The organism is Niallia alba (assembly GCF_012933555.1).
Classification (GTDB): Bacteria; Bacillota; Bacilli; order Bacillales; family Cytobacillaceae; genus Niallia; species Niallia alba.
In genome coordinates, this window is the sequence record NZ_JABBPK010000001.1 from 4,086,014 (window position 1) to 4,102,740 (window position 16,727).

Here is a 16,727-nt window from a genome sequence, read left to right on the forward strand (position 1 = left end):
ATAAGTTCACAAAAAATTAAAAATTCCTTTTAATTCTAGAAAAGGTAGGAATCAAAAAAGCTGTCGATTTTCTTTTTTGAAAAGGTTATCGACAGCTTGAGTTATTTTAACTAGATTAAATACATATTGCTATCTAAAGTAATTTTATCCACACTATTTTAGACGATTTAATATCTCCTGTCTTAATGCTATGATTGAGACTTATTTAATCAATAAATATTTATAATATTTCCATCCAAGTCTTCACTGCTGTCGCTAAAATTAAAATTCCCATTATTCCTTGTAAGACCCTTGTATTGACCTTTTTTCCAACGTTAGCTCCTATAGGTGAAGCAATCAGACTGGCAACAACCAAAATAAGAGAAGGCAATATAGGTACATGGCCTGTTGAGATTTTTCCTGAGACAGTTCCTATTGATGAAATAAGCGTAATGGCTAAGGATGATGCAATGGTCATTCTTGTTGGTATTTTTAATAGGACAAGCATGATAGGAACTAATAAGAATGCTCCTCCTGCTCCTACAATACCTGATCCTACACCTACGATAAAGGCAAATGAAGCAGCTAGCCATTTATTAAACTTGACTTGATCTAAACGGTTAGCATCGATTTCTTTTTTAGGTACAAACATTAAAATAACAGCAATAATAGCTAAAATGCCATATACGATATTAATTCCACTATCCGACATGTGAGTGGAACTCATTCCCCCAATAAAACTCCCAATTAAAACGCTAATTCCCATATTAACAATTAATGTTTTATTTAAATATCCGCCACTACGATAAGCCCAAACACCACCAAGCGTCGCAAAGAACACTTGGATGGCTGTAATTACTGAAACTTCATGTGATGTAAAATGACCCACCCCTAAAATTACTGGAATATATAATAACATTGGATAATTTATAATGGCTCCTCCTATTCCTAACATTCCAGAAAGAAAGGAACCAATAAAGCCAATTGTGAAAATAGTGATGATGAAATTAATATCCATATAGATCCCCCCTCTTTAGAAAAAAAAGGAACCTTAATTGGTCCCCTTATAGTTCAACCTTTTTTAATCCAAAATTTCAACACTCCGTTTTCATCTTCGTGTTGTAATAATTCATGCCCTCCTGATTTAGCCCAAGCAGTTAAATCATTTTTAGCCCCTTTATCAGTTGTATGAACTTCTAATACCTGACCTGATTCCATCTCTCCCATTGTTTTTTTTGTCTTTACAATCGGCATGGGGCAAGCTAACCCTTTTGCATCTAATACTTTAGTTGATTCCATTATCATATTTTCCTCCTATTTATAAATTATCGGACTGCACAACGGTTTGGCCCTATTTCCATCTCACGTTGTTTATCTAAGTCTGGACTAATTTTCCCCATATTTGTTTCACGAATTTCTTGATAAGCGTTTGGTTGTGGTGGTAGGTTCTCTGTTACAAGTCTTCTAAACTCATTTTCGTCTTCCATATTTAAACCATGATTTTTCTCAAACAATGTACCTAATCTTTCTGATACACTACCGTCTTCATTCAGTTCATCAATAATCATAAAGTGAGCTGGAAGTACAATTAGTTCTTCTGAAAGTTCTCTGTAACGAGAGTAGAGGCTTTCACGTAAATCTGCTACCCAATCTTCTGCCATTCCTGCTAAATCGGGTCTTCCAATTGAATCAATAAATAAGATGTCACCTGACAGAAGGAATTTCCCATCCACAACAAATGATGTAGAACCGATTGTGTGACCTGGAGAGTACAGCGCATGAATATCAATTTCTGTTTTTCCGATTGTCACTACTTCGCCGCCTTCTAGAGCGTTGTATTCAAAAGTTACCTCCGTCGCATCTTTTGGAGGTAACCAGTATGTTGCACCTGTTTTTTCAGCGATGACTCTTCCTCCTGAAATATGATCTGCATGAAGATGAGTATCAAAAACATGTGTGATTTTTACTCCCATTTCATTCGCAAAGTCTAGAAAAATATCTGTCATACGAGTGGCGTCTATAATTGCAGCTTCTCCGTTAGAAATCACCATATAGGATAGACAACCTTTTCCGATGCGAACAAATTGGTGTAATTCTCCACCTTCCGTTAAATTCCCAATCTTTACAGGCTCTAAATGTTCACTCCATGCCTTCATACCACCTTGCAAATAAGAAACAGTTAAACCTTGTTCTGAAAGCATCTCTGCCACCATTACAGAAGAACCCTCTTTAGCACAAACAACTAATATTTCTTTTGTAGCAGGCAGTTTTTCTAAAATTTCTTCCACTCCATCAAGTAATTCAAAATACGGGATATTTAAATAATCAAAGTTTTCCCCTTCAATTTTCCAATCCTTAAAATCACTTTCGTTACGAACATCTAGAATAAATAATTCTTCTTTGTTAAATATTTTTTTAGTTACTTCTTTTGTCTGCATAACTTTAACAGTCATATCATTTACCCCCTATGGTATATTTTTGGTTAAAAAAATAATAAACCCTCTTAAAAGTTAGTGTTGCGTCTGCATCTTTAGCAAATTCTAAAGAGGTTACTGCTCCTCCTACTTCCATTCCATCAACAAAAGCATCTTTTTCTAATCCCATAACATTCATTGTCATTTGGCAACCAATGAATTTAACACCCATTTCTTGGGCCATTGCAACTAATTCGAAAATAGTTGGTACATTTGCATTAGCAAACCCTTGCGCGAAATGTTCTTTACATTGAGGCATTGGTAGCTGTTTGTATTCATTTTTATAAATTAAGTTCCCCCCTTCAAAAGTAAAGAAAATGGCCACTTCAATATCTGTTGCTGCTGTTTGTTGTTTCAACTTTCACCTTTAGGAAAGGAACAGTGTGTTCTGCCAAAAAAGTTTTTAACAGAACACACTATGGACAACATGAATTAGTATATACTGTTACTTCGTCCATATTAATCTCTCTATTTGATTAAAGAATCCGATTTCCCTGTCCAAGCACTCATGCCTGGAACCACATTAATCACATTATCAAAACCCTTTTCAGCTAACTTTTGAGCAGCAAGATCACTACGGTTACCTGTGCGACATACCACATAGATTTCATCATCTGCTTTTAATTCGTTTAAACGCAATTCTAATTCTCCTAACGGAATCGAAACCGCATTAGGTATATGATTAAATGCATATTCAGCTTCTTCCCTTACATCAAGAACCACGATGTTTTCATTCGTTTCTAGCTTCTTTTCAAGTGCTTCATTGCTAGTTACATTGGGATGTTTTCTTTCAATTGAAGCATCATTAGATGATTTTCTTAAATAATGTTTTAATATATTGTCTTCTTCAATTGTGCCAAGATAATGATGACCAGCACTATTAGCCCATGCTTGAATATCAGCTTTTGAGCCCTTATCTGTTGCTTGAACTTCTAAGACCTGACCAGCTTGTAAATCATTCATTGCTTTTTTTGTTCTTACGATTGGCATGGGGCAAGCTAACCCTTTTGCATCTAATAAAAAATCTGTTTTTAATGATTCCATCTTATTAAAACCTCCCGTTTTACCCCATTGGGTATTTGATTAACCGAAAATATTTACTTCGTCTCGCCTTCCCATGCAAGCATTCCACCAGTCATATTTATTACTTTAAATCCATGATCTTCTAGAAATTGACTTGCTTGACCACTTCTTGCACCAGAACGGCAAACCATGATATATTCTTTAGATTTATCTAATTCATGCATACGGAATTCTACTAGCCCTAGTGGGATATGAATGGCTCCTTGGATCTTACCAGTTGCAACTTCATCAACTTCTCGAACATCAATAATATTTAACGCTTTACCTTCTCTTAAAAGTTTCTCTACTTCTTTTGCAGTTAATTGTTTCATACTTTTGCCTCCTTATGATCTCCAGCCGCTCATTCCGCCTTTTACATTGGTCACTTTAGTATATCCTAATTTTTTTAACATTTTAATTGCGTTTTGACTTCTCATTCCACTTTGGCAAATAACAATTACTTCTTTATCTTTTGAGAGTTCTTTCTCCGCTTTTTGCATAATTTGTTGAAGTGGAAGATTTTTAAATCCTTTAATATTGTTTACTCTATATTCCCCAGGAGTACGGACATCAATAAATTGTTTATTTTTATCCTTTAACTCATCCCGTAGCTCTAATGCTGTAATCTGTCTTACACCTTTTGTAGGAATGAATCGTCTAATAATAAAAATTAACAGTAGCCCAATTATTATATAGTTTAGATATTCCAAGATTATCTCTCCCTTTTATGCAGGGAAGAATCCCCTACTGATTTAGATAAATAGGTTTACATTTCCATCTTCTGCATCACCCAAATAAGCAGCAACACCTGCATATTCAATATTATCCAACAGTTCTTCTTTTTGAAGTCCTAATAAATCCATTGTCATCGTACAGGCAACAAGCTTTATATCTTGTTCTCTTGCCATTTCGATTAAATCTGGAAGTGGCATTGCATTGTGTTTTTTAATCACATTTTTAATCATTTTAGGACCAAAACCAGCAAAGTTCATTTTTGACAGCCCCATTTTATCTGCACCTTTTGGCATCATTCTACCAAATATTTTTTCCATGAAGCCTTTTTTCACTTGAATATCTGCATCTTTTCGCAAGGCATTTAGTCCCCAAAATGTGTGAAAAATGGTTACTTCATGATCATACGCTGCTGCCCCGTTCGCAATGATATAAGCTGCCATCGCTTTATCATAATCGCCACTAAATAATACAATCGTTGTTTTTTTCTTTTCTGTCATTGTAGTTCCTCCTCATGTATCAGTCACCCTTACCTGTATGGGTATATTTATAAACAAAAAAATTTTAACCTTTTTTAATCCAAAACTTTAATACATCATTCGCTTCTTCATATTTTAGTAGCTTATGTCCACCCGATTTTGCCCAAGCAGTGAGATCGTTCTTTGCACCTTTATCAGTAGTATGGATTTCTAATACTTGACCAGCAGTTAATTCGTTTATTGCCTTCTTTGTTTTTACAATTGGCATTGGACATGCTAATCCTTTTGTATCTAACAATTTATCTATATTCATTCTATTAACTCTCCTTTCATCATTTACATTTACCCATATGGGTATAATAGTAATAAAAATAAAAGTGGGTGTCAACCCTTTTATTTTTATCTACTTTTCACAAGCAGATTTACAGCTTCTTTTACTAAATCTTCTGTGTTTTTTTCTCCACTTTCTTCTGCATTGCGCACACACTCTACTAAATTAGAACTAACCACAACACCAATTGTCCGATCAATAGCAGCACGTGTTGCAGATAGCTGAGTTATAACATCCTTACAGTCTTTGTTTTCTTCCATCATCCTTAAAATTCCTCTAAGTTGGCCTTCAATACGTTTTACTCTATTTTTCATTTGCTCATTGTACTCCATATGATTATCCTCCTTAACAAATAATTACTTTTTAACTTGTCTCCTATCGTTACCTATGTTCTCCCATTTCATACTCATCAAAAAGGATATATCCAACTATCTTGAAACCTTTTTGGCTTAATAAACGAATTCCTACATTCTTTTCCAAGCGATTCGAAGCTACTACAATCAGATCGCTTTTTGATATATCTGTGTAATGCCTATTTATATAAGAAACTGGAATGTTAATCGCACCTTGTATAGGGCTTTTATAAGAAACATTATAATCTCTTATATCTACAACATTCAACATACTTAATTCAATATCTTTTTTATTTATTTGTGGAACCCCAATTATTGGGATATTCCTTCTAAAGATAAAGTAACCAATAATGATAAAACTTAAAATAGCAATAGTCATATGAATCTTTCCTCCTAAATTAAAGAGGCAGGAATAACTGACAAAATCTATATTATACCCCAATAGGTATTTTGTCAACACTCCTTTTTGTTTTTATTACTTAATCACTGGACATCTTCTTACTCAAGAGCACAAGCATTTGAAAACCTTGATAATATCGAATAAGTATAATTGCTGTTATTACCTCCTATTATTTTAACTTTTGGATTTCAATCCATTGAGTTTTTTTAATTACTCATTTATAATACCAAGTATTACAATATGATTTTAAGGTTATTGTGGAGGTGCCATTATGAGTTTATTTAAAACTTTATTTAGCGAAAAGTGCCCTGAATGTAAGAAAACGTTAGTAACGGATAAAACAGCTTTTATGAATTCAATAGTAAAAAAGTCTTGTCCTGATAATCATTATCAAAAAGAATATCATCCAGCTCTTGAAACGTATGTTGAAAGCAATCATGTTTCTTAAAAAATATTAAAATGACAGGAATCATAAATTTTATGGGAACTAAGACTATATCCTCCAACAAAGAATGAGTATACAAAAACATTAGTTATTAATTATATTCCCTAATGCCGTACTGTTAACTTTGACAGATTATTTTACGAAAGATAAAAAGTATGACTCCAAGAGGCATGCTTTTAAAAGTATTTTTGATTAAACAGAAGTTAAATGCTTCCCTTTAATTTTTCTTCATTTTTTTCAATCCAAAATTTAATCACTTTTTCCTCTTGTTTTGTTTTTAAAAGGGTATGTCCGGCATTTTTTGACCATGCAGGCAGATCATTTAATGCACCTTTATCTGTCACATGGATTTCTAATATTTGACCGCTATCCAACTGCTCAATCGCCTTTTTTAGTTTTACAATCGGCATTGGGCAAGATAAACCAGTAACATCAACAACAGCATTCACCTGTATTTCATCAATATGTTCTGTATCTGATTCCCCAATTTGATTTGTTTTCGTTTCAATCGTTTTGTTTATAACGCTTCTAAATACAGAGGAATACGTTTTAAAACCTCCATCAACATTTTTAACAATGTATCCACTATTCTTTAATATCCTGCTTGCCAGATATCCCCTTAATCCAACTTGACAACTGACATATATTGTTTGCTCTTTTGGAAGACTATCTAATCTGTTCCTTATTTCATCTAACGGAATATTCAAGGAACCTTTAATATATCCAAATTCCCTTTCCATTGGCTCGCGCACATCAATCAATAACCCTCCATCTTTAACAATCTCATCGATTTCATGCCACTGAACCATTTCTAATTCACCTTCAATTATGTTAGAAGCTACATAGCCAGCCATATTAACAGGATCTTTTGCTGAAGAATATGGAGGAGCATAAGATAATTCTAAATTGGTCAAATCATTCACCTTTAATCCACCTTTTATTGCTGTTGCGATTACGTCAATCCGTTTATCAACTCCATCTGCTCCTATAGCTTGTGCACCAAGTATTTTTCCAGTTTCTTTATCAAAGATTAATTTTAAAGCAATTGGTACTGCTTCTGGGTAATACCCTGCATGAGAACTTGGATGAATATGAACAACTTCATATGAAACTCCTAAGCGTTTCAGCGTCTTTTCATTATTGCCAGTTGCCGCAACCGTTAAATCAAATACTTTAGCAATGGAAGTTCCCAATGTGCCATGATACTTCTCCTTTTTCCCCATCATGTTATTTGCCGCAATTCTGCCTTGTCTGTTAGCCGGCCCTGCAAGTGGAATCATAGCTTTTTTCCCGCTAATATAATCTACCACCTCAACTGCATCCCCGACAGCATAAATATCTTCATTAGAAGTCTGAAGGTATTCATTTACAACAATTCCTCCACGCTCGCCTAATTCAAGTCCTGCTACTTTAGCTAATTCATTTTCCGATTTAACACCTATAGAAAGAATGGTCATATCGGTTTCTATTTCTGTTCCATCAGAGAGAATAACTTTCTTTCCCTTATTAGCAAATGCTTGGACCCCGTTTTCTAATATTAGATTCACACCTTTTTCTTTTATGTTTCCGTGTAAAATACTAGCCATTTCTAAATCAATTGGTGCCATAATTTGCTTTGTCATTTCAATAATCGTTACTTCTACTCCTCTTTCTAACAAGTTTTCAGCCATTTCAATTCCAATAAATCCTCCGCCAATTACAATCGCCTTTTTAGGATGATTGGTATCAATATATTTTTTTATTTTATCTGTATCTGGAATATTTCTTAATGTAAATAATACCTCATTTTCACTTAATCCTGGAATTGGTGGAATGATTGGTTTAGCCCCTGGTGATAATAATAACTTGTCATAGGATTCCTTATACTCTTTCCCAGATTGTAAATTCTTAATGGTAACTTTTTTATTTTTAGGATCAACGCATAATACTTCACTTAAATTCCGAATGTCCAAATTGAATCGATCTGACATCCCTTTAACAGTTTGGACTAATAATTTGCTTCTGTCTTTGATTGTTTCCCCAATATAATAAGGAAGTCCGCAATTAGCAAATGAAATATACTCTCCCCTTTCTACAAGAACAATTTCTACATCTTCACTTATTCTTCTTAATCTTGCTGCAGCTGTGGCTCCACCTGCAACTCCACCTACGATAATGAATTTCTGTGACATGTTATTCCCTCCAACTATTTATTATTTCATTCGCATCAATATTTTTAAATATACCCCATTAGGTTTATACCTATATGGGTATTATAGAATATAAATTCCTTTTGTGAAGATTATTTGGATTTCTTTCACAATATCTTCACATTTGAATCAATTTCATAATCCCTTATTTTAAAGAAACACAGTTTTGCAGAATTTCGCTTCATCGATTTTTAAAAATTATGCTGCTTGTTTTTGATTGTTCAAAGCTGTGTTCAGTCGATCAACAGTTAATTTTGAAGCATTATAAACTAAGGTCACTAGATCAAAGTGAACTTTAGCACGTTTTCCTGTCCGGTAGCGAACATTGTCTAATTGAAAGTATAATTTTAGATACGCATTCACTCTTTCCACGGCAGTTCGGCGTTTAAAGATGGTTTTCCAAGCTTTTGAACCACGAGCTGGTGCTGTATATTTCCGTAGATCTGTAGTGATTTTCACTTTATATATCTTTTGACAACTATCTTCATCGGCGAGCGGACAGTTTTTACATTCCTTTGGACGTGTATATTTAAGTGTTTCATACTTGATATCAAAACTATCATATCGGTACGAATGTTCTCGGAAACAAGTAGGTGCGAAATGTATATCAAACCCTATTGGCTCAGGCTCGTTACGCTTGTTATAAGCAATAACCGATTGGTGATCCATTCGATGAATTTGTTCATATATTGGTTCATAATCATAACCTGCATCCATTGTTTGATAACGTAGCGTTGGAAGTTGAAAGCGTTTAAAAAATTTAAACTCAGTGTGCGGAACTAAAAAGAACCTGATCTTATTACATGGAATCAAGTCTTGAATCACCCATACAGAGTTTCAAGGATTAAGGAGACTTTATAACTTAACTACTTCAACTTTAAGTTTTATATTCTTTTATTAATACAGCCAATGAAACCGTCTCACTATCTTGTGCAAGTTTCTTGATTTCTTCATTATTTACTAAATTAGCTAAAGCTGTTGGCCTAGACATGCCAATTTTAGTTTTTCCCCGGTCAGTATAACCAATCATTTTACATGATAGGAAATTCCAATTAACAAATTCTCCTTTAACACCCTATGTGCTTTATGTAGGTTACAAACCTCTAAAACTTTATAGTAAGATTCAAACTCTCGTCCTTACTCCTGTAATTTTTCTTTAATATCAATCATCCATAAAACACCAAACACTTTATCAATATATTGATAAATTACTTGAAATTACGCTGTACATTACTTCATCCTTGTATGGATAAGAAACATGAAATCATTCTCTCTCTTCTTATTTTTCAGAAAAAAAACTATAAAAAAACCTCTACGTCATCTATGAGCAGAGGTTTTCTGTTTTTTATATAATTTATTTTCCTTTAGATATTTAGTTATTTGTATTTTCTTTAAATCAGTAAAGAACATTTTTGCAAATCTAGAACTTTTTTTTAATGCAACTAACTCAATTATATTCGAATTGTTATGACAAATCATTCCGGGTAATTATGAAAACCACACATTTTTTGTTATTTTTCATAATCTTTCGGAATGCAATCTTGCTAAAGCGCCTATTTTTTTATTGTTTTCTTCATAATTATCAGGAACGGTCATTTTAATAGATAAACACTAATTATTTTTTCATATTTAATCGGAAAAAATATTTTGTTTTCTATTAGAAATAATATATTAGCTACAGAACTACAAAGAATATAAAGGTGGCTATGCAGGAGGAAGAGCAACTTTTGGGGCAAAAATAATTCAAAAAAGCTACACAAATGATAAAATAATCAAAATGTGTAACTTTAAATTTGGGTGTAAATTTTAGGATTTTAATTAACTCTCTATATAATACTAATCAACCCAATTTATTGATTTCAAGTCTTGCTCTAGCCATTTATAAATAATGTCAGTTATTGGTGTATCCTCGAATATATCTAATACTTGACCAGTACGAGTCACACTTAACCACATACAATCATCTCGACGATATTCTTTAATTTTTTTACCAATTTCATAGATAATATTATCATCAAGATGAAAATCATCTGAATCTTCTTTTGTAAATTGGATATCTAAAATAAAATCTTTATAATCTGACGGCAAAGGTTCTAAGTGCCAATTTAATCCCGGACCCGCAGAGAATCCATCTGTTTCTTTAGGTGCTTGTAAATCTCCTTTTAGAGTAAAAGGATAAAGTACAAACTTCCTTAACCTATTTTTTAATAATGGGAAGAATGTTTCAACAATCTCTTTATATCCAATAATCACTTCTTTATAAATTTTTACAGTTCTTATATATAGCTGTTCATCGGAGTAGGCACTCCATACCCAATCGTCTTTAGGATTTTCAATATCCTCCCCAGGTATCGGACATTCTACAACATTAATACCTTTAATCTCTAAATTTGCAATGTAATCCTTATACAATGACATTGGAACTCGTTTTTTATTTACATTTATATCTGAAATATTCTGATATTCTTTTTCAATTCTAGATTTTATTTCATTTATACTGATACTTTTGGTGTATAAAGAGCCTTTCCTGACTATTTTTAAGGAAGTGCTCCACATTAATTCTTTATAAATTATCTCTGTACAGATGGGCAATGCCTTATTTTTAATTATTTTTGTTAATTTACCCCTTAATTCCTCGAATGTCCATCTCCAATACCAACTTGATCTATCACCTGGTCTAGCTCCTTTATAACTTAGCCAGTCATATTCAATCTTATTTCCATCTAGGATATTGATTTCAGGCAGTTTTTTTCTTCCCCTATACCAAGATATATATAACCATTCGTCATCTTTCATTATTCCAATAGGTAGGATAGTTCGATTCATATCCACTGGTGCAATAATATCAGCTAAGATGCCTAAAGATTTTATCCAAGAACTCATGGTCATTCTAATTTTTTCTCCACATTCTTGTGTTGATAAAGAGGTTATATCATTATGAATTCCCCATTTTTTTATACTTTCCTCTATTAGTACTGAAGCAAAACCTGGTACCTTTTCTACAATTTCGCGAAGAATATTGTCAATAGTATCCTCCTTAAATATGGTAATTAGAATAATAAGAGGATATTTCCAGTAATCTAAAGTACCCTTTTCAATTATGTGATTAATATTTATCATATTTTCGGATAACGACTTAGCAGCAAACCATTGATTCAATATCGGAAGAACAAATGATATGTAACCATTTTCTTCAATAATCAAACCACTGTTTAAGAGACTCCTAACTTCGACAATGTCACCTATTTCAGTCTTTTTAACAGGAACATTTCCACTGCTAGTACTTATCATAGCTAAATTCATTAGTAACTGATTTGTATTTGATTCATTTATTTCTACATTTTTAAAGGCGTTTTCTATTAAGTATGCTAGTAGTTCGCCACTGGTATTTGGGATTATATTATTTGTTTTTCTTAAATATAATCCAAGTAAAATCGCGAAAAGAGGACGTTGAATTACTACTTCTATGTCTTTAGGTAGATTGTAAAAATGATAAAGTTTTTGCTGATTGTTGATAAAATTTACTATCTCTAATGCTTCATCTTCATTCAAACCTTTCATTCTTATCTTTTCAGAGATATTAGCAAAAATACTTAATGGTCTGCTTGTAAGGATTATGCAGAGATTATCCCATCTTTCAATAGCTATACGCATATTTTCTAATATATTTGATGCGATTGATACTGATACTTCATCCATTCCATCTACTATAATCCAGTATCTTTTTGATTTATCAAGAACTATTTTTTCTAGATACTTTTGAACGTCAATGTCTAATTGTGCTGCATTTATACATATCGGAATAGGAAAATCAAATTCATTCTCTGCTCTTAATAACAAATCTAAATAAATCTTATCAATAGCAAAAGATTTACCTAGTCCAAACTCACCTTCTATTACTACTAATCGTTTTTCGTCAGTTGGCTTTAAATATTCAAAATTATAGTGTTTATTCTCTAAAAAATATAAAGCTTGTTCTTTATCCAAACCATTTGCCTTAAGTCGTGAAATAGATTTTGCTAAAGTTAGCTTTCTTTGCTCATCTATTATTTTTTTTTTAATACAATATCTCTTTCAAAAATCTCATTTACTGCTTCACTAACATGTCTGTAACTTATAGAACTATGATTTTCTACTTTCAAGATCCCACTATGATCTCCTGGAAGAGGAATTCCTCCTGTCCATTTCGATCTGACAATATGTGGAATGGCGCTGTTTTCTGGCACAATAGTATCCTCTGTTCCAAAGAAAAATTTAAAATCTAAATTAATTGTTTCTAAATGCTTTTGCCATAATCTTATCGTTTCATCTAAAAAACTGCTATTAGGCTCTAAAGATGGAATTTGAGCATGCTTGTTTATACTTTTTATTAATTGATTATATAAAGCAAATGAAGAACCATTATATGGTGTAGCTAAACTAATCATACCTTTTACATTATGAGTTTGATTATGTTCAAGTTCCTCGAGAATATATCTTATAGCTACTAATCCACCCATACTATGACCGATTAATAATACATTTTTATATTGCTTAATTTTTTTAGAGTCAATTTCTCTTTTTAATTCCCTAGCCAAAGTTTCAATAGTAGTAAAAGGACCTTTTCCAACAGAAAAACTTTTAAATTTACCTAGTTTAAGTTTTTTAATTCCCATTAGAGCCAATAATCCGTTTGCTAAATGGAATGTATCATAAGTTATTTCCGCTACATCTACATTTTTAAATGTATCATCAGTTAAAAATAGATCTATCCATGAAATACCATCCTGTTTCCATGTATTATCAGATGCACCAAGTCCATGTATCAGTACGATTAAATTATCATTTTTTATATCATTTTTTTTATGTAACAATAAATTTAACGCCAATTCAAATCCCTCATTTATCCATATAACAAAATGTTAACACTCATAGTCAATTATACCAAGATATGCTTCATCATTCATTACAATAAGCGAAATACATTGAAACTTCGCTATCTTTCAAAATTACTAACTTTCACCATCTCTTTATCTTTTGAAACAAGATTGTAAGTTTGATTAGAGTTCATTATATCAATTTCTATCTGGAACGAAAAAATCATAATAATCACCTTGTATAATTATTCTGCTCCCATAGCGACAAAAGGAAGAGAAGTTCCATTTATTCAAGGGAAGCACCCATTTGTTTAAGTACATTTTTTTACAAGCTCTTCTTCTTAACTTAGTATTGGATATATAACACTTTTGCAAAAAAGACCCCAAGTACTCTACACCCGAGATCTAAATGTTAATTTTTATTTATTCTTCATATAATTTTGGTAATTCTTATTTCCACCAGAAAGATTATATATATCATTAAACCCTAAGTTACGCAAAACATTTTGTGCAGCATTCCCAGTGACTCCACCATTACAGTAAGTTACGGTTGGTAAGTTACGATCAAGCTCTCTACTTTTCACACGCAATTCACCTAGTGGTATATTTATCGCACTCTCCACTTTTGATACATTATGTTGTTTTGGTGCTCTGGTATCAATTACTTGAAGAGCTTCTCCTTTTTTTATTCTCTCCGTTAGTTCCTTTGGTGTCATCAACTTATTTTTCTTTTCGATAGCATTTTGCAGAGCCATTCCAGTGTACATTACTGGATCTTTTGTTGTACTGAATGGAGGTGCATAGGCAAGATCAAGATGGAATAAATCTTCTGCTTTTGCTTTAAACGTCATTGCCGTTACAAATACATCAATTCGTTTATCCACACCTTCTTCTCCTACTATTTGGACACCTAATACTCTGCCAGATTCTCTATCTGCAATTGCTTTAATAACTAATTCTTTTCCTCCGAGGTACTCTGCTCTAGCTGGCTTAATATTATGAAGTATTTCAATATCATATCCTTCTTCTAAAGCTTCCACCTCATTCATACCTGTTTGACCAACAGCCAAATCAAATACTCTTAAGATACCAGTACCTAAAATACCTCGGTGTTCTAAAGAACCTCCCGTTATTACATCTCCAGCTATTCTTCCCATTTTATTAGCTGTACTTCCTAATGGACGATAGATAGGTTTTCCTGTAATAACGGAGTAGCTTTCAGCAACATCACCAACAGCATAAACATCAGGAAGGTTAGTCTGCATTTTGGAGTTAACTGCAATAGCTCCAGTACTACCAATTTCAACACCGATTTCCTTAGCCAATTGTGTATTTGGACGAACACCCGTAGCTAATATAACAATATCCGTTTCAATAGCTTTTCCTGATTTAGTTTGTACTTCCTTCTTGCTTATCGCAGTTACCTCATCATTTAAGATGAGATTGACTCCTTTTTTAACTAAGTGTTCTTCCACTCGTGAAGCGATATCTTTATCCATATGTGCCATTACATGATTACTACGTTGTACGATTGTTACCTCTAAACCTCTATGAGTAAGCTGTTCTGCCATTTCTAATCCAATATAGCCAGCTCCTATGATGGTTGCTTTCTTTGGTTGGTTTGCTTTCATATATTGATCAATAGCTGCTGTATTTTGTATCGTACGAACTTGGAAAACATGCTCTCCATCTACTCCATCAATATCAGGTTTAATTGGAGAAGCCCCTGTTGCAAAAACCAATACATCATAAGAGTCTTCTTTTATTTCATTTGTATCTAAGTTCTTCACTTGAACTTTCTTCTGCTCGGCATCAATTGTAGTTACTTCATGACGAGTAAAAATATCTACGTTATATCGCTTTTTAAACCAAGCAGCACTTCTTGGAGTTAATGTTTCCAGATTTTCTACTTCTCCACCTAGAAAATAAGGAATACCGCATATGGAATAAGAAATGTCATAGTCTGCATTATATAGAGTGATTTCCGCATTTTCATCGTTCCTACGTGCCTTTGCTGCTACAGATGTTCCTGCTGCTACAGATCCTATAATTAGTACTTTCATATTTATATCCTCCAAAATTAGTATCAATATTACTCTGTATAATTAACAATTCCCGTTCATTTATGAAAGAATGGAAAGCCACAGATATAAGCCGATTAGAGTTATCAAAAGGGTTGGAATAGTTAAGACAATACCTGTTTTAAAATAAGTTCCCCATGATATTTTTACACCTTTTTGAGATAAAACATGGAGCCATAACAACGTTGCTAATGAACCAATTGGTGTAATCTTAGGACCTAAATCAGATCCAATAACATTGGCATAAATTAACCCTTCTTTTATTACTCCTGTAGCATTTGTATCTGCAATTGCTAATGCATCAATAAGTACAGTTGGCATATTATTCATTATGGACGATATGATTGCTGCAATGAATCCCATTCCCATGGTTGCAACAAACAATCCTTGGTCTGCAGCTGCTTGAATAACACTAGATAGCAGGTCTGTTAAACCTACATTACGCAATCCATAAATTACGACATACATTCCAATAGAGAAGAATACAATTGCCCACGGAGCACCCTTTACTACTTTCTTAATAGATACAGCAGCGCTTCTTCTTGCAAATACAAGGAAAATAATCGCAATTACACCTGCTATGATTGAGACTGGAATAGACAGGAATTCACTCACGAAATAGCCAATAAGTAAAACAGCTAAAATCATCCAAGATAAACGAAACATCTTTAAATCTTTTATTGCTTCTTGTGGTACTTTTAATTGATTTAAATCATAAACCTTTGGAATTCTTTTACGGAAATATAAGTACAACACCAGGATACTTGCTATTAAAGAAAAAATATTTGGCACAATCATTCTGGATGCATATTCTACAAATCCGATATCAAAGAAATCAGCAGAAACAATGTTGACCAAATTACTAACAACTAAAGGTAATGATGTAGTGTCTGCTATAAAACCACTTGCAATGATAAACGGAAAAACCATTTTCTCGTCTAACTTTAAAGCTCTAACCATCGCTAAAACGATTGGTGTTAAAATTAGTGCTGCCCCATCGTTTGCAAAAAACGCTGCAACAATAGCACCTAAAATAGCAACGTAAACAAACATCTTGAGTCCATTACCACCAGCAACTCTTGCCATATGTAAAGCTGCCCATTCAAAAAATCCTATTTCATCTAAGATTAAAGAAATAATAATGATTGCGACAAATGCAAGTGTTGCATTCCAAACAATTCCAGTTACGTCAATGACATCATAGAAATCAACTACACCAACAAGAAGAGCTAATATTGCCCCGCCACATGCTGACCAACCAATCGAAAGATTTTTCGGTTGCCAGATAACTAATGTCAGTGTTACTAAAAAGATAATTATTGCTAATATAGTTTGTAACAAAGCTG

At 33.0% G+C, this 16,727-nt stretch carries 17 protein-coding genes and 1 pseudogene; 1 reads left to right on the forward strand and 17 read right to left on the reverse strand.

Annotated elements, in window-relative coordinates; all coding sequences use genetic code 11:
• Positions 1 to 220: 220 nt before the first annotated feature.
• The 11 genes from HHU08_RS19555 to HHU08_RS19605 all read right to left on the reverse strand — a co-directional run bounded on the left by HHU08_RS19555 (position 221) and on the right by HHU08_RS19605 (position 5,789).
• A complete protein-coding gene (locus HHU08_RS19555) occupies positions 221 to 997 on the reverse strand; it encodes a sulfite exporter TauE/SafE family protein (protein ID WP_169189095.1) in 777 nt (258 codons plus the stop codon).
• Between the two features lie 53 nt (positions 998 to 1,050).
• On the reverse strand, positions 1,051 to 1,278 hold the full coding sequence (locus HHU08_RS19560; protein WP_031534664.1) for a sulfurtransferase TusA family protein: 228 nt from the start codon (positions 1,276 to 1,278) through the stop codon (positions 1,051 to 1,053).
• 26 nt (positions 1,279 to 1,304) lie between these two features.
• Positions 1,305 to 2,432 (reverse strand): MBL fold metallo-hydrolase, encoded by a 1,128-nt coding sequence (locus tag HHU08_RS19565; protein ID WP_101729303.1) that lies wholly within the window; start codon positions 2,430 to 2,432, stop codon positions 1,305 to 1,307.
• A gap of 1 nt (position 2,433) precedes the next feature.
• Complete coding sequence (locus HHU08_RS19570; RefSeq protein WP_016203411.1) at positions 2,434 to 2,811, reverse strand: DsrE/DsrF/DrsH-like family protein; 378 nt, start codon at positions 2,809 to 2,811, stop codon at positions 2,434 to 2,436.
• A gap of 110 nt (positions 2,812 to 2,921) precedes the next feature.
• A complete protein-coding gene (locus HHU08_RS19575; protein WP_016203412.1) occupies positions 2,922 to 3,497 on the reverse strand; it encodes a sulfurtransferase TusA family protein in 576 nt (191 codons plus the stop codon).
• A 53-nt stretch (positions 3,498 to 3,550) separates the two neighbouring features.
• Positions 3,551 to 3,847, reverse strand: a complete 297-nt coding sequence (locus HHU08_RS19580; RefSeq protein WP_101729305.1) for a rhodanese-like domain-containing protein — start codon at positions 3,845 to 3,847, stop codon at positions 3,551 to 3,553.
• A gap of 12 nt (positions 3,848 to 3,859) precedes the next feature.
• Positions 3,860 to 4,225, reverse strand: a complete 366-nt coding sequence (locus HHU08_RS19585) for a rhodanese-like domain-containing protein (protein WP_016203415.1) — start codon at positions 4,223 to 4,225, stop codon at positions 3,860 to 3,862.
• A gap of 42 nt (positions 4,226 to 4,267) precedes the next feature.
• Positions 4,268 to 4,747, reverse strand: a complete 480-nt coding sequence (locus HHU08_RS19590) for a DsrE/DsrF/DrsH-like family protein (protein WP_016203416.1) — start codon at positions 4,745 to 4,747, stop codon at positions 4,268 to 4,270.
• A 64-nt stretch (positions 4,748 to 4,811) separates the two neighbouring features.
• On the reverse strand, positions 4,812 to 5,039 hold the full coding sequence (locus HHU08_RS19595; RefSeq protein ID WP_016203417.1) for a sulfurtransferase TusA family protein: 228 nt from the start codon (positions 5,037 to 5,039) through the stop codon (positions 4,812 to 4,814).
• Positions 5,040 to 5,125: 86 nt separating this feature from the next.
• Positions 5,126 to 5,389, reverse strand: coding sequence for a metal-sensitive transcriptional regulator (locus HHU08_RS19600; protein ID WP_016203418.1), 264 nt, complete (start codon positions 5,387 to 5,389; stop codon positions 5,126 to 5,128).
• Positions 5,390 to 5,438: 49 nt separating this feature from the next.
• Positions 5,439 to 5,789, reverse strand: a complete 351-nt coding sequence (locus HHU08_RS19605) for a rhodanese-like domain-containing protein (protein WP_016203419.1) — start codon at positions 5,787 to 5,789, stop codon at positions 5,439 to 5,441.
• Positions 5,790 to 6,081: 292 nt separating this feature from the next.
• Here HHU08_RS19605 and HHU08_RS19610 point away from each other — a divergent pair, with 292 nt between their 5' ends.
• A complete protein-coding gene (locus HHU08_RS19610) occupies positions 6,082 to 6,258 on the forward strand; it encodes a hypothetical protein (protein ID WP_016203420.1) in 177 nt (58 codons plus the stop codon).
• A gap of 200 nt (positions 6,259 to 6,458) precedes the next feature.
• On the opposite strand, the gene HHU08_RS19615 is transcribed toward HHU08_RS19610, so the two are convergent.
• From HHU08_RS19615 to HHU08_RS19650, 6 genes and pseudogenes are all read right to left on the reverse strand, one after another.
• Positions 6,459 to 8,426 carry an FAD-dependent oxidoreductase gene (locus HHU08_RS19615; RefSeq protein ID WP_169189096.1) on the reverse strand — a complete coding sequence of 656 codons (1,968 nt, stop codon included), beginning with the start codon at positions 8,424 to 8,426 and terminating at the stop codon, positions 6,459 to 6,461.
• A gap of 216 nt (positions 8,427 to 8,642) precedes the next feature.
• Positions 8,643 to 9,197, reverse strand: a pseudogene (locus HHU08_RS19620) (transposase); the annotation flags it as partial.
• A gap of 1,083 nt (positions 9,198 to 10,280) precedes the next feature.
• A complete protein-coding gene (locus HHU08_RS19635) occupies positions 10,281 to 12,431 on the reverse strand; it encodes an NACHT domain-containing protein (RefSeq protein WP_169189097.1) in 2,151 nt (716 codons plus the stop codon).
• Positions 12,432 to 12,490: 59 nt separating this feature from the next.
• The gene (locus HHU08_RS19640) at positions 12,491 to 13,312 is read right to left on the reverse strand and encodes an alpha/beta fold hydrolase (protein WP_047945083.1); all 822 of its coding nucleotides are present in this window, start codon (positions 13,310 to 13,312) and stop codon (positions 12,491 to 12,493) included.
• Positions 13,313 to 13,719: 407 nt separating this feature from the next.
• Positions 13,720 to 15,363, reverse strand: coding sequence for an FAD-dependent oxidoreductase (locus HHU08_RS19645; RefSeq protein WP_163187427.1), 1,644 nt, complete (start codon positions 15,361 to 15,363; stop codon positions 13,720 to 13,722).
• Between the two features lie 60 nt (positions 15,364 to 15,423).
• Positions 15,424 to 16,722: an arsenic transporter gene (locus HHU08_RS19650; RefSeq protein WP_047945085.1), complete on the reverse strand. Its 1,299-nt coding sequence runs from the start codon at positions 16,720 to 16,722 to the stop codon at positions 15,424 to 15,426.
• Positions 16,723 to 16,727: the final 5 nt, after the last annotated feature.

What these genes read in the sequence shown, in the direction of transcription:
- HHU08_RS19605 (WP_016203419.1), bottom strand. Translation starts at nt 5,789, where the DNA reads ATGACTATTGCTATTTTAAGTTTTATCATTATTGGTTACTTTATCTTT.
- HHU08_RS19555 (WP_169189095.1), bottom strand. Translation starts at nt 997, where the DNA reads ATGGATATTAATTTCATCATCACTATTTTCACAATTGGCTTTATTGGT.
- HHU08_RS19645 (WP_163187427.1), bottom strand. Translation starts at nt 15,363, where the DNA reads ATGAAAGTACTAATTATAGGATCTGTAGCAGCAGGAACATCTGTAGCA.
- HHU08_RS19565 (WP_101729303.1), bottom strand. Translation starts at nt 2,432, where the DNA reads ATGACTGTTAAAGTTATGCAGACAAAAGAAGTAACTAAAAAAATATTT.
- HHU08_RS19580 (WP_101729305.1), bottom strand. Translation starts at nt 3,847, where the DNA reads ATGAAACAATTAACTGCAAAAGAAGTAGAGAAACTTTTAAGAGAAGGT.
- HHU08_RS19610 (WP_016203420.1), top strand. Translation starts at nt 6,082, where the DNA reads ATGAGTTTATTTAAAACTTTATTTAGCGAAAAGTGCCCTGAATGTAAG.
- HHU08_RS19600 (WP_016203418.1), bottom strand. Translation starts at nt 5,389, where the DNA reads ATGGAGTACAATGAGCAAATGAAAAATAGAGTAAAACGTATTGAAGGC.
- HHU08_RS19560 (WP_031534664.1), bottom strand. Translation starts at nt 1,278, where the DNA reads ATGGAATCAACTAAAGTATTAGATGCAAAAGGGTTAGCTTGCCCCATG.
- HHU08_RS19575 (WP_016203412.1), bottom strand. Translation starts at nt 3,497, where the DNA reads ATGGAATCATTAAAAACAGATTTTTTATTAGATGCAAAAGGGTTAGCT.
- HHU08_RS19595 (WP_016203417.1), bottom strand. Translation starts at nt 5,039, where the DNA reads ATGAATATAGATAAATTGTTAGATACAAAAGGATTAGCATGTCCAATG.
- HHU08_RS19590 (WP_016203416.1), bottom strand. Translation starts at nt 4,747, where the DNA reads ATGACAGAAAAGAAAAAAACAACGATTGTATTATTTAGTGGCGATTAT.
- HHU08_RS19615 (WP_169189096.1), bottom strand. Translation starts at nt 8,426, where the DNA reads ATGTCACAGAAATTCATTATCGTAGGTGGAGTTGCAGGTGGAGCCACA.